Source organism: Morganella sp. HSTU-ASny43, assembly GCF_022819185.1.
GTDB lineage: Bacteria > Pseudomonadota > Gammaproteobacteria > Enterobacterales > Enterobacteriaceae > Morganella > Morganella morganii.
The window spans coordinates 90,092-102,945 of the sequence record NZ_WSPG01000009.1 but is presented as its reverse complement, the minus strand read 5'-3'; the positions used below and the strand labels follow the sequence as shown (position 1 = coordinate 102,945).

Genomic DNA, 12,854 nt, shown 5'->3' with positions numbered 1-12,854 from the left:
CGGTTGACAGGAGGCTGATATGTCTGCAATGACGTTTCACCTGACGGTAGTAAGTGCCGAAAAACAACTGTTTAAGGGCTTAGTCCAGAAGATTCAGGTGACAGGCAGTGAAGGTGAGCTGGGTATTTACCCGATGCATACCCCGCTGCTGACTGCCATAAAACCGGGCATGGTACGGATTGTTAAGCAATTTGGCGAAGAAGAGCTTATCTACCTTTCAGGCGGAATGCTCGAAGTACAGCCAAACGGCGTTATCGTACTTGCGGACACGGCTATCCGTGCAAACGATCTGGATGCTGCACTGGCGATGGAATCAAAACGCCGCGCGGAAGAAAACATCCGGAAAGCACATGGTGACGTGGATTATGCTCAGGCATCAGCCGAACTGGCAAAAGCAATTGCAAAATTACGTGTAATTGACGAATTAGCCAAGAAGATGATGTAACCGAGGCAGTTAAAATATAAAAGCCAGTCAGTATCCGCTGACTGGCTTTTTTGCGTTGCGAAATATGTGGTATTTTCGTGTGTAAACAGGTTTACTTGGCACTCTAAAAGAGGAGCGATCAGATTTCTTATGTCTACGAATGCTAAAAGTGTGGTAATTCTCGCTGCGGGTAAAGGTACCCGGATGTACTCCGCGCTGCCGAAGGTGTTACATCACCTGGCGGGTAAACCGATGGTTCAGCATGTGATTGATACTGCCCTTTCACTGGGCGCACAGAATGTGCATCTGGTTTACGGACACGGCGGTGATTTATTACAGAATACGCTGTCGGATCAGAATCTGAACTGGGTTTTACAGGCAGAACAACTGGGAACCGGGCATGCGATGCAGCAGGCTGCACCTCACTTTGCCGATGACGAAGATATTCTGATGCTGTACGGCGATGTTCCGCTGATCGCGGCTGAAACCCTGGAACGCCTGATGGCGGTCAAACCGGAAGGCGGCATTGGCCTGCTGACGGTGATCCTGGATAACCCGGCGGGTTACGGCCGCATCATCCGTGAAAACGGACTGGTGACCGGGATTATCGAACAGAAAGATGCCTCTGAAGAGCAGCAGAAAATCAAAGAAATCAATACCGGTATTCTGGTTGCCAATGGTGGTGATCTCAAACGCTGGTTAGCAAAACTGAACAACAATAATGCGCAGGGTGAATTTTATATCACCGATATTATTGCCATTGCGCATCAGGAAGGACGTCGTATTGAGACGGCTCATCCGGAAAAACTGAGTGAAATGGAAGGGGTGAATAACCGCCTTCAGCTCGCGGCGCTGGAGCGTATTTATCAGCGTGAACAGGCTGATCGTCTGTTGCTCGAAGGTGTGATGATTCTGGATCCGGCGCGTTTTGACCTGCGCGGCACTCTGACACACGGCAAAGATGTCATCATTGACGTGAATGTCATTATCGAAGGCAATGTGACTCTCGGTAATAATGTGGTAATTGGCGCCGGTTGTGTGCTGAAAGATTGCGTTATCGGTGATGGCTCGGTGCTCAGCCCGTATACCGTGGTGGAATCATCTGAAATGGCCCGCGACTGTACTGTTGGTCCGTTTGCCCGTCTGCGTCCCGGCTCTGTGCTGGCAGACAAAGCCCATGTCGGCAACTTTGTTGAAATGAAGAAAGCGACACTCGGCGTCGGCTCCAAAGCCGGACATCTCAGCTACCTGGGGGATGCGGAAATCGGTAACGATGTGAATATCGGTGCCGGAACCATCACCTGTAACTATGATGGTGCAAACAAATTCAAAACGGTAATCGGCGATGATGTTTTTGTCGGCTCTGATACTCAGCTGGTGGCACCGGTCACTATCGGGAAAGGCGCGACCGTCGGTGCCGGTACAACCGTAACAAAAGATGTGGGTGATAATGAACTGGTGATAAGCCGGGTCAGACAAACCCAGATTTCCGGCTGGAAACGTCCGGTAAAAATGAAAAAGTAAATACAATAATAACCCCATATCTACACAGCCCGGGGACACGGCAACGCCGTAAAAACAATCAGGCAGGACATCGTTAAATCAGGAATTTACAACTATGTGTGGAATTGTTGGTGCAGTAGCACAACGTGATATCGCTGAAATTCTGTTAGAAGGGCTTCGTCGTCTGGAATACCGCGGGTATGACTCTGCCGGTATGGCGGTTGTGGACAGCGAAGGGCACCTGACCCGCCTGCGTGAAGTCGGTAAAGTGAAAATGCTGGCGGAAGAAGCAGAAAAAACGCCGGTTTCCGGCGGCACCGGTATCGCGCACACACGCTGGGCAACGCATGGCGAGCCTCTGGAACGCAACGCACACCCGCATGTTTCCGGAAATATCGCCGTTGTTCATAACGGTATTATTGAAAACTACAGTGAATTACGGGAATTACTGAAAGGCCGCGGCTATCAGTTCACTTCCGACACTGACACTGAAGTTATCGCACACCTGGTGAACTGGGAACATTCACAGGGCGGTACGCTGCGTGAAGCCGTACAGCGCGCTATCCCGCAACTGCGCGGTGCATACGGTACGGTGATTATGGATTCCCGCACACCGGAACTGCTGGTTGCTGCCCGTTCAGGCAGCCCGCTGGTGGTCGGCCTGGGTGTCGGTGAAAACTTCCTCGCCTCTGATCAGCTGGCGCTGTTGCCGGTTACCCGCCGCTTTATCTACCTGGAAGAAGGGGATATCGTCGAAATTACCCGCCGTCATGTTCATATTTTTGACCGCAATGGTGATGAAGCAGAACGCGATGTGATTGAATCCAACGTTCAGTATGATGCCGGTGATAAAGGTATTTACCGTCATTATATGCAGAAAGAGATCTATGAGCAGCCGCTGGCCATCAAAAACACGATGGAAGGGCGTCTGCGCAATGAAACGGTCGAATTCAGCGAGCTGGGTGAAAAAGCCCGTGATGTGCTGTCCGGTATTGAGCATATCCAGATTGTTGCCTGCGGTACGTCATTCAACGCCGGGATGGTCTCCCGCTACTGGTTTGAAGCTCTGGCAGGTATACCGTGTGATGTGGAAATCGCCTCTGAATTCCGTTACCGCAAACCGGCCTGCCGTAAGAACAGCCTGCTGATCACCATTTCACAATCCGGTGAAACCGCAGATACCCTGGCGGCACTGCGTCTGGGTAAAGAGCTGGGCTATCTGACTTCTCTGGCTATCTGTAACGTTGCCGGTTCATCACTGGTGCGTGAATCTGATTTTGCTGTGATGACCAAAGCCGGGACTGAAATCGGTGTGGCCTCCACCAAGGCATTCACTACTCAGCTGACTGTTCTGCTGATGCTGGTGGCTTACCTCGGCCGCCTGAAAGGCAAAGGTGAAGCGCTGGAGCACAGTATTGTGACTGCACTGCATGCGCTGCCGAGCCGTATTGAGAGTATGCTGTCTCAGGATAAAGTCATTGAGCAGCTGGCGGAAGATTTCTCAGACAAGAGCCACGCACTGTTCCTGGGCCGCGGGGATCAGTTCCCGATCGCGGTGGAAGGCGCGCTGAAACTCAAAGAGATCTCCTATATCCACGCAGAAGCCTATGCCGCCGGTGAATTAAAACACGGTCCGCTGGCACTGATTGACGCGGATATGCCGGTCATTATCGTGGCACCAAACAACGAACTGCTGGAAAAACTGAAATCCAACATTGAAGAAGTCCGTGCCCGTGGTGGTCTGCTGTATGTCTTCGCAGATAAAGACGCCGGTTTCAGCGACAGCGAAAATATGAAAATTATTCCGCTGCCGTATGTGGAAGAGCTTATTGCTCCAATCTTCTACACCATCCCGTTACAACTGCTCTCTTATCACGTTGCCTTAATTAAAGGTACTGATGTGGATCAGCCGCGTAACCTGGCGAAATCAGTGACGGTTGAATAAGCTGAGCCTGATTTAGTTTCAGATAATTAATTAGTAAAGCCCGGCGCGTATCACCGTGATACACGCCGGGCTTTTTCTATCCCGCCATTCTCATCCTTAAGAAAAACAACATCATTATTTGACTAATAATCATATTTATAAACTAAATGTGATTAGGTTCACTTACTTATCAGTAATAGAATTTGAATTTATTTCTTTAATAACCAATTATATAGAAAGCCAAAAGAAAAAATAAATTAAGATTCAGGCACTAAAAATATCGCAAAATACCAATACTGGAGTAAGTTATGCTTAAACATATCAGTATAAGAACCGTCATTGTCGTCTTTCTCATCTGTAATTTCACTACAATTAATATTATCTTTCTCTTGCCCCTGTCCGCACTAATTAAATTAGTAATGCTTAATATTGTTAGTGTTTTTACGTTCGCCTGCTCATGGTTTTACATTACGAAGTATCTGGTTATGCCGATCAATGCCGTGAAAAACAGTATTGATGAGGTTAACGCCGGTAACTTGTCGGTGCGGATCCCGGTATTTGGTAATAACTGTGCCGGACGCCTGATCCCCGGGGTGAATCAGCTGGCGGAAAGCCTTTCTCTGCTGGTCAGTGAAATTCGCAGCTCATCAGATTCCGCATCTGTGTTGTCTGAGCAACTGGCAATGCGCAGTTTTGAGCTGTCTGCCAAGACGGAGCAGCAATCAGCCATGCTGGTGGAAACAGCGGCCAATATGGAGGAGATTGCCGCCGGGACTAAAAATAATGCGGAGAATACGGTGCTGGTCAGTGAGCATGCACAGGAAGCAACGGTGTTTGCCGGACATGGCGGTAAGCTGATGGAGGAAGTGGCCACCAATATGCATTCTATTAATGAATGCACCAATAAGATGACTGAAATTATCACCCTGATTGATTCCATTGCCTTCCAGACCAACATTCTGGCGCTGAATGCCGCTGTAGAGGCCGCCCGTGCCGGTGAGCACGGCAGAGGGTTTACTGTTGTGGCCGGTGAGGTCAGAAATCTGGCTCACCGCAGTTCAGAATCAGCGAAAAATATTAAATCCCTGATTGCGGTGACAACCGATAATGTTAAGCAGGGAGAGGATATTGTTCACCGCGCCGAAGTGAATATGAATAAGATTGTTGAGGGTGCGGAGCGGGTAAACGGCCTGATGGCGCAGATCTCTGTTTCCACACAACAGCAGCAGCAGGGGATTGAGCAGATAGCAACGGCCCTTTCCGAGCTGGAACAGGCAACTCAGGGCAGTGTGATGATCGCCGATGAGCTTGCCGGTTCTTCTGATGCGCTTAAGGCTCAGGTTGCGGATTTACAGTCACGGACACGGGATTTCCGCCTGACGAATCACACCGCTGCTCAGCCACACAGCAAACCGGCATTAAACACCGGTAAACGGGTTGCGCGGTTTGCCGCATCAGCTCAGGCATGATTGCCGAAAACCTGAATTGCCTGCTGTAATCGCGAGGAGCGCCGTGTCAGTTCAGAGGTGGCACCGGTGACATTATTGACCATTTCAGTATTGTTGCCGGTCATGGTGCCGATACGGGCGACGGATTCATTGATAAGTTCCAGTGCCTGAGTCTGTTCTTTGGTGGCAAGACCGATTTCATTGATCATGGATGACATTTTCAGCACATCGGTGACCATTTCCCCGAGCTGGGTTTCGGTCTGCTCTGCCATTGTCACGCCGGTGCGGACATTGGCCGCGTTTTTCTCAATCAGGGTTTTTATCTCTTTGGCGGCAGAGGCGGAATGCAGCGCCAGGTTGCGCACCTCTGCGGCCACAACAGAAAAGCCCCGTCCGGCATCCCCTGCACGGGCGGCTTCCACCGACGCATTCAGCGCCAGAATGTTAGTCTGAAAAGCAATACGGTCAATCACACCGATGATATCAACAATCTGATTATTATCCGCAGAAATGGTATGCATCATATCGATGGTTTTCTGCATAGTTTCGTTGCTTTGTGTTGCGCTGTTACTCGCATTACCGGCGATATTCATCGTCAGATAAACACTCTCGGCAGTCTGCTGCACCGCACTGCTGATTTCCTCAATGGCGACTGCGGTTTGCTGCAGATGGGCGGATGCCTCTTCAGAGCGGGTATGCAGCGCGGTGGTTTCCTGTGAAACCCGCTGGTTGATAGCGCGGATCCCGGCAACCTGTGTGCTGACATCATCCACCAGCGAGTTCAGATTAAGCCCGGATTGATTCACCAGGCGCATCAGTAATCCGATCTCATCAACCCTGTCCATATGCACCGGATCCGGTTTCCGTCCGGAAACGACTTTTTTCATCTGTGACAGCAGTAATTTAACCGGCTGAGAGACTTGTGACTGAAGGTAAACCGACAGCAGAATAAATAAAGCCGCCACACCGCCCGCCTGAATAAACGGATTTAACGGTGAAAATACCAGAGCCAGGGTTAATAACATTACAGTTAATAAGGAATAATTAATCCGCTGCCCGACCGGCAGCCATTTCAGTAATGATAAAAATGCCAGTTTACCTTTACGGATAATAATACCTTTAAAAAGACGATATCCGTTTAATTTATTACTCTTTAACCTGCTGTAAAGTGAGGCGCTTTTTTTTATTTCATCACGGGTTGGTACTGTCCGGACAGAAATATAGCCTGTCAGTTTTTTATCGTGCCAGACCGGGGTGACATTTGCCCGCACCCAGTAATGGTCGCCGTTACGGCAGCGGTTCTTGATAATACCTGTCCAGCTGTCACCCTGCTGCAGGGTATACCACATATCGGCAAAGGCTGCCGGGGGCATGTCCGGGTGGCGGATAATATTATGAGGCTGTCCGGTTAATTGCCCTTCCTCAAACCCGCTTGCGGTAATAAATGCAGAGTTTGCATAGGTTATATGGCTCTGAGTGTCAGTGGTTGACATTAATATTGCATTATCGTTAAGCGAGTATTCATGCTGTGTGACAGGCATGTTGTTTTTCATGATAACCCCGGGTGATATAAAATAATTAACAAATAGCCCTCCGCACTGTAAAAAAACAGTACAGAATGGTTGTTTTATTTTTTGGCTAATATATTAGCAATTGACCGGGAAATATAGATTTTTTTATTTTTAAAAATTATTTTTTGTCATGAAAATGAAACAATTTAAGCGATCTTTAATTATTAAATTAATATTATGGTTGTTCTTTTTTATTGATGTGACAACGGTTTTTATGTTATTCGTTTTTTATATCGGATAGGAATTTTAAATTTAAATAAATCTCAGTTTCGGAATTTTTAAATCATTACTTAACCGTAATTTTCAGTCAAGACAATGGCGGCATTTTTAAGGTAAATGTGTGCCGGTTATCTGGCCGGATGATCCGGAATGTGGCGCAGCGTCATTTCGGCGATATTCAGTGATTCCGGCAGAGCGATACGGTAAGTGCAGAACACTTTTCTCAGGTTCATGTCCACAACGACGGTGTCGGGTGGGCACCACACCAGTAATTGAGGTTATCCGGTGTCTGCGGCGGGTGTGATGACACCGGGTCATTATCCCCGGCGTACTCTGCCCGTCCCTGCCAGGTCCGGCCGAAAAAACCGAAACCGTCCGGGCGGAGTATCTGACTGATATGCTCTGCCGGGATATCCGGGGATTCTATCTGATGCGCCGGTAACTGTGTTTTATCACACTGAGCCAGAAATTCCGCCGGATACCAGCCCATACCAACCGGGTTTGCCGGAGAGGTAAAAACCGTATCACCGGCGCTGTATGTACCGCCGGAGGCATGCTCATAACGGATATCAAGATAACTGATCGGTTCAGATTCTGTGAGAAACCACTCGTCATCCTCCTTTACCCAGTAACGGGGACCGAATATGCGCAGGACTTTCTGATATTTTCCGATCTGAATACCGACATCAAAAACCGGAACCGGATTATTTTCCGGGACAAATGCTGTGGCGTTAATGACAATATCAGTTTTTGGTTTATAAGGGGCTAAATCACTTTCGTATTCAATACTGGTATCAACCATTTCATTGTAGCTGACATCCGTATAATTCAGCAGGGATTGTTCTGGGGAAATAACAAGCTGGCTCTGTCCGTCACGGTTATTTATCCGGATATCATAGGTAATACGTGATGCAACGATATGAAATGTATCATGTTGCTGATTATCGCTGTCATAATTCAGCGCCGGAAAAATAGTGTGGTTGATAAAATTCATGACATTAGCCTTTATAACAGATAAAAAATCACAAAAATACGCAATTTCCCTCAGGCTGATGTAATACAAGGCAGATATAATAATATCCTATGTATAAACACGATATTTTTACGGATTCAGCCGGTTTTTAATATCGCTAATGTAGTCTTTTCCCGGGAAAAGAATATAAAAGTTAGCCGATATTCTTTTTATTATTTACCGCCCGCACCGCAGGCGGTAAATAAAGGTTTATCAGCCGGAAAAATTGAGACAGGCTGCGCCCCGGGCGCCACCGGAATCCCCGTAACGGGCTTTATGAATGGCGGGCAGTGAGGCAACGCCATAGAGATACTGCGGCAGATATTCCGGCAGCAGGCGGTAAATCTCCTCAAATTGTGATAATCCGCCGCCGATCACCAGCAAATCAGGATCAAAGACACTCAGCACATTTCCCAGGTAGTGTGCAAGCAGCGACATATACCGCTCAACGTGCAGTTTTGCATTATGATCACCGTCGTAGTAACGGGCGATAATATCAACCGCACTGAGCTTTTCGCCGTAAAATGCCGTGAAAATCCGCTCAAATCCGGGGCCGGAAAGATAGGTTTCAAAACAGCCGGTTTTTCCGCAGCCGCAGAGGGTCTCCGGAACCTGATGCCCGAGAAGCTTATCCCCTTCCAGCGTCATATTGATGTGACCGATTTCACCGGCAATCCCGTTTTTTCCCGGTAACACGGTGCCGTTAATCACAAAGCCGCCGCCGACACCGGTACCGAGGATCAGCCCCAGTACTGTCGGATAGTGGCGGAATGCCGGATCCCAGGCTTCGGAGAGTGCAAAGCAGTTGGCGTCATTTTCAATTTTTACCGGGCGCTGCAATATGGTTTCCAGATCATGACGCAGCGGCTGATACTGAGCGGCAGGCACATTGGTGGTAAACACCGTTCCTTTTTCATGATTCACAATGCCGGGAACGCCGATGCCGATTTTTCCTTTGCATCCGAGTTCGCTATCCGCCTGTTCTGTCAGTTGTCTGAGTGCTTCAAGCAGCGCGGCGTAGCTCTCTTTCGGTGTCGCAATACGCTTTTGCCAGACCGGTTCCAGTGCTTCATTAAAAACGGCAAGCTCAATTTTTGTCCCGCCCATATCAAAACCGTAATACATGATGATTCCGCCCTGTTCTGATCACTGTTGTGTTATCCCCAGCATAAAGCACCGGCGGCCGGATGAGAACCCGTCGTCTGATATAAGTCCCGCTTCTGAACAGCGGGGGATCATCAATAAATTCACTTGCACCGTTATCTATATTTTGTCAGGTTAAGAGTATTGCAAACGCAGTTCAGATGAGAATAAAAGGAAACATCGCGATGAAAAATGTGGGATTTGTCGGCTGGCGCGGGATGGTGGGGTCTGTGCTGATGCAGCGCATGACAGAAGAGCGGGATTTTGACGGGATCCGTCCGGTATTTTTCTCAACCTCGCAGAGCGGCGGGGAAGCGCCGTCATTTGGCGGACACTGCAGCACGTTACAGGATGCATTTGATATTGATGCACTGCGCGCGCTCGACATTATTATCAGCTGCCAGGGCGGCGATTACACCAATGATGTTTATCCGAAGCTGCGTCAGAGCGGCTGGGACGGCTACTGGATTGATGCGGCATCAGCACTGCGGATAAATGATGACGCCATTATTATTCTCGACCCGGTGAACGGTAAGCATATAGAAGAAGGGCTGAACCGCGGCATTAAAACATTTGTCGGCGGTAACTGTACGGTCAGCCTGATGCTGATGTCACTGGGCGGCCTGTTTGAGGCGGATCTGGTGGAGTGGGCCTCTGTGGCAACCTACCAGGCGGCATCCGGTGCCGGTGCGCGTCATATGCGTGAATTGCTGGTGCAGATGGGGGCACTGAATGCCCATGTGGTGAAAGAGTTACAGGACCCGGCCTCCGCGATTCTGGATATTGAACGCAAAGTCACTGAATTTACCCGCAGTGGTGCATTACCGGCGGAACAGTTCGGTGTACCGCTGGCCGGGAGCCTGATCCCGTGGATTGATAAGCAGCTGGATAACGGCCAGAGCCGCGAAGAGTGGAAAGGGCAGGCTGAAACCAACAAAATTCTGTCACGCGGTCAGAATATTATTCCGGTGGATGGCTTGTGTGTCCGTATCGGCGCTCTGCGCTGTCACAGCCAGGCATTTACCCTGAAACTGAAGAAAGATCTGCCGGTTGCAGAGATTGAGTCTCTGCTGGCTGCCCATAATGAGTGGGTTCGCGTGGTACCGAATGATCGCGATATTACCGTGCGCGAGCTGACCCCGGCGGCGGTTACCGGCACACTGAAAACGCCGGTCGGGCGCATCCGTAAACTGAATATGGGGCCGGATTATATCTCCGCGTTTACTGTGGGTGACCAGCTTCTGTGGGGTGCTGCAGAACCGTTACGCAGAATGCTGAATATTTTGCTGAAATAACGATAATAATCTGAAGATAGATTTCGATGTAGACCTATGTGTTGATTTTTTCACATGGGTCATTTTTTTTGTTTGCGTTTTTCTTTTTTTGCAGAATCTGCATCTTCTCACTGACTGAACCGGTTAAACAACCGGATGTGTGTGTTTTCTTCAGCTGAAAAATGCCTGTCAGGTCTATATTACCGGAATTATTGATACACTCCGTTTATTGTTTGTTATTTGCGCAAAATGCACCGGTAACATTTCGTTCCTGTCCCGTTTTTATTTTATTGTTAAAACTGTACACATAATATGTTGTATATCCCCGGGGCTGTTTTATAGCAGCTATTTAATCTTTCTGAGAATTAAAATCCGCGTCAGCAGCCGGAGAGACTGACTTAATGTTTATATTTAGTTGTATGTTTTAAATCACCCGCTGTATCTGTCCCTTTCCTGTTTTTTTGTCTGCTGTTCCCGGCGCTGTAAAAATGGCTTGATTCGGGTAATAAAAAAAGGCGCTGATTTCTGATCCTTCGTACCACCCGCTTTTTCCTGTCATTCATTCTTCTTTCGTTAATTTTAGTCTGTAAGTTTCTTATATAAACAGATCCGGGTTTCACAAAACCGTAACGAAATAAATAAATGTTTCTTTTGTGTTAATCCGGTTTTTTATTAACGAAATTTATTTATTATCGCAATGGTTAAATCAGATCACATAAGAAAACATAATTATTAACCTGTTTTACGGGTTTGAAAATTGCGCATTTCATAAGCTAATATACTTAGGTTGCTTCACTGAATGCACATTTTCAGCAGGAGATATCCTGTTTTTCCGTAAATTCCCGTGTTCAGAATGACAGCAGCGTTAATTAATTTTAACTATCAATAAGTGATCTGAGAAGGAGGTTTTATGTCTCTTCATGCAGTGAAAGGTAAAAATAGTTCAGAATTTATTGATATTTACGCATCAACGGACTCGGATGCAAAACTCCCTAAATACAAAATGCCGGACGACAGCAGTGACCCGCGAATTATTTACAGCGTGGTCCGTGACGAATTACTGCTGGATGGTAACTCCCGTCAGAATCTGGCGACATTTTGTACAACATGGGTTGAGGATGAAGTCAAACAGCTGATGACCGACAGTGTCGATAAAAACATGATCGACAAAGACGAATATCCGCAAACTGCAGAAATTGAAAGCCGCTGTGTGCATATTATTGCCGACCTGTGGAATTCCCCGCAGGCACAGGAAACTATCGGCTGCTCTACCACCGGCTCCAGTGAGGCGGCAATGCTCGGCGGGCTGGCAATGAAATGGCGCTGGCGTAAAAACCGAGAAAAACAGGGGAAAGAGACCGGTAAGCCAAACCTGGTAACCGGCCCGGTACAGGTGTGCTGGGAAAAATTTGCCCGCTATTTTGATGTGGAACTGCGGCAGATCCCACTGGAAGGTGATGCCCTCGGTATGCAGCCGTCTGACCTGCGCAAATATTGCGATGAAAACACCATCGGTGTGGTGGCGACACTGGGGGTCACGTTTACCGGGATTTATGAACCGGTGGCGGAACTGGCAAAAGAACTTGATGCAATACAACGGGATACCGGCCTTGATATTCCGCTGCATGTTGATGGTGCCAGCGGCGGGTTTATCGCGCCGTTTATCCAGCCGGAACTGGTGTGGGATTTCCGGATTGAGCGGGTGAAATCCATTAACAGCTCCGGACACAAATACGGCCTGTCACCGCTGGGTGTCGGCTGGGTGGTCTGGCGCAGCAAAGAAGACCTGCCGGAAGAGCTGGTTTTCAATGTCGATTATCTCGGCGGCAATATGCCGACATTTGCACTGAACTTTTCCCGTCCCGGCGGGCAAATCATTGCACAGTATTATAATTTCCTGCGTCTGGGACGCGCCGGTTATACCAAAATTCAGCAGGCGTGTGCAGATACTGCGCAATGGCTTGCGGATGAACTGAACAAGCTGGGGATTTTCGACCTGGTGTATGACGGCCGCGGCGCACTGCCGGCGGTGGCTTACAAGCTGAAACCGGGCGTGACACAGTTCAATCTGTATGACCTTTCCGACCGCATCCGCACACGCGGCTGGCTGATAGCCTCTTATCCGCTCCCGGCGGACAGAGAGAAAACCGTTGTTCAGCGCATTATGATCCGTCACGGCGTCAGCCGCGACCTGGCTGCACTGCTGCTGGATGATATTAAGCGGGCTATCGATCACTTCAGGCAAAATCCGGTAGTGAACTCGACTGCCAAAGCCACCTTCCATCACGGTTAATTTTTATACAATGACCTCCGGCCGGTATCAGCGGCCGGAGGAT

10 protein-coding genes are annotated in these 12,854 nt (G+C 48.6%); 6 read left to right on the top strand and 4 right to left on the bottom strand.

Features of this window, described 5'->3' with window-relative positions; translation table 11 throughout:
* Nucleotides 1-19 precede the first annotated feature (19 nt).
* The 4 genes from GN208_RS07015 to GN208_RS07000 all read left to right on the top strand — a co-directional run bounded on the left by GN208_RS07015 (nucleotide 20) and on the right by GN208_RS07000 (nucleotide 5,320).
* Entirely contained in the window at nucleotides 20-445 is a 426-nt protein-coding gene (locus tag GN208_RS07015) for a F0F1 ATP synthase subunit epsilon (protein WP_004236731.1), read from the top strand.
* A 129-nt stretch (nucleotides 446-574) separates the two neighbouring features.
* Nucleotides 575-1,948, top strand: coding sequence for a bifunctional UDP-N-acetylglucosamine diphosphorylase/glucosamine-1-phosphate N-acetyltransferase GlmU (gene glmU / locus GN208_RS07010; RefSeq protein WP_004236730.1), 1,374 nt, complete (start codon nucleotides 575-577; stop codon nucleotides 1,946-1,948).
* Between the two features lie 94 nt (nucleotides 1,949-2,042).
* Nucleotides 2,043-3,872, top strand: a complete 1,830-nt coding sequence (gene glmS, locus GN208_RS07005; RefSeq protein WP_004236729.1) for a glutamine--fructose-6-phosphate transaminase (isomerizing) — start codon at nucleotides 2,043-2,045, stop codon at nucleotides 3,870-3,872.
* 287 nt (nucleotides 3,873-4,159) lie between these two features.
* Nucleotides 4,160-5,320, top strand: a complete 1,161-nt coding sequence (locus GN208_RS07000) for a methyl-accepting chemotaxis protein (RefSeq protein WP_015422362.1) — start codon at nucleotides 4,160-4,162, stop codon at nucleotides 5,318-5,320.
* Here GN208_RS07000 and GN208_RS06995 read toward each other — a convergent pair.
* From GN208_RS06995 to nagK, 3 genes are all read right to left on the bottom strand, one after another.
* Entirely contained in the window at nucleotides 5,311-6,852 is a 1,542-nt protein-coding gene (locus GN208_RS06995) for a PAS domain-containing methyl-accepting chemotaxis protein (protein WP_004236727.1), read from the bottom strand. The two genes, GN208_RS07000 and GN208_RS06995, sit on opposite strands and share 10 nt — an antisense overlap.
* Before the next feature lie 466 nt (nucleotides 6,853-7,318).
* Nucleotides 7,319-8,083: a DUF2169 domain-containing protein gene (locus tag GN208_RS06990; protein WP_015422364.1), complete on the bottom strand. Its 765-nt coding sequence runs from the start codon at nucleotides 8,081-8,083 to the stop codon at nucleotides 7,319-7,321.
* 231 nt (nucleotides 8,084-8,314) lie between these two features.
* Entirely contained in the window at nucleotides 8,315-9,226 is a 912-nt protein-coding gene (nagK, locus tag GN208_RS06985; protein ID WP_004236725.1) for an N-acetylglucosamine kinase, read from the bottom strand.
* Between the two features lie 203 nt (nucleotides 9,227-9,429).
* Between nagK and asd the strand changes: the two genes are divergently transcribed.
* On the top strand, nucleotides 9,430-10,539 hold the full coding sequence (gene asd / locus GN208_RS06980) for an aspartate-semialdehyde dehydrogenase (protein WP_243828320.1): 1,110 nt from the start codon (nucleotides 9,430-9,432) through the stop codon (nucleotides 10,537-10,539).
* A 403-nt stretch (nucleotides 10,540-10,942) separates the two neighbouring features.
* On the opposite strand, the gene GN208_RS18070 is transcribed toward asd, so the two are convergent.
* Nucleotides 10,943-11,077 carry a hypothetical protein gene (locus GN208_RS18070; RefSeq protein WP_004236722.1) on the bottom strand — a complete coding sequence of 45 codons (135 nt, stop codon included), beginning with the start codon at nucleotides 11,075-11,077 and terminating at the stop codon, nucleotides 10,943-10,945.
* A gap of 351 nt (nucleotides 11,078-11,428) precedes the next feature.
* Here GN208_RS18070 and GN208_RS06975 point away from each other — a divergent pair, with 351 nt between their 5' ends.
* Nucleotides 11,429-12,811, top strand: coding sequence for a glutamate decarboxylase (locus GN208_RS06975; RefSeq protein WP_004236721.1), 1,383 nt, complete (start codon nucleotides 11,429-11,431; stop codon nucleotides 12,809-12,811).
* Nucleotides 12,812-12,854: the final 43 nt, after the last annotated feature.

Bases quoted from the DNA above. Each gene is read 5' to 3' on its own strand.
- GN208_RS07015 (WP_004236731.1), top strand. From the start codon at position 20: ATGTCTGCAATGACGTTTCACCTGACGGTAGTAAGTGCCGAAAAACAA.
- glmU (WP_004236730.1), top strand. From the start codon at position 575: ATGTCTACGAATGCTAAAAGTGTGGTAATTCTCGCTGCGGGTAAAGGT.
- glmS (WP_004236729.1), top strand. From the start codon at position 2,043: ATGTGTGGAATTGTTGGTGCAGTAGCACAACGTGATATCGCTGAAATT.
- GN208_RS07000 (WP_015422362.1), top strand. From the start codon at position 4,160: ATGCTTAAACATATCAGTATAAGAACCGTCATTGTCGTCTTTCTCATC.
- GN208_RS06995 (WP_004236727.1), bottom strand. From the start codon at position 6,852: ATGAAAAACAACATGCCTGTCACACAGCATGAATACTCGCTTAACGAT.
- GN208_RS06990 (WP_015422364.1), bottom strand. From the start codon at position 8,083: ATGAATTTTATCAACCACACTATTTTTCCGGCGCTGAATTATGACAGC.
- nagK (WP_004236725.1), bottom strand. From the start codon at position 9,226: ATGTATTACGGTTTTGATATGGGCGGGACAAAAATTGAGCTTGCCGTT.
- asd (WP_243828320.1), top strand. From the start codon at position 9,430: ATGAAAAATGTGGGATTTGTCGGCTGGCGCGGGATGGTGGGGTCTGTG.
- GN208_RS18070 (WP_004236722.1), bottom strand. From the start codon at position 11,077: ATGACAGGAAAAAGCGGGTGGTACGAAGGATCAGAAATCAGCGCCTTT.
- GN208_RS06975 (WP_004236721.1), top strand. From the start codon at position 11,429: ATGTCTCTTCATGCAGTGAAAGGTAAAAATAGTTCAGAATTTATTGAT.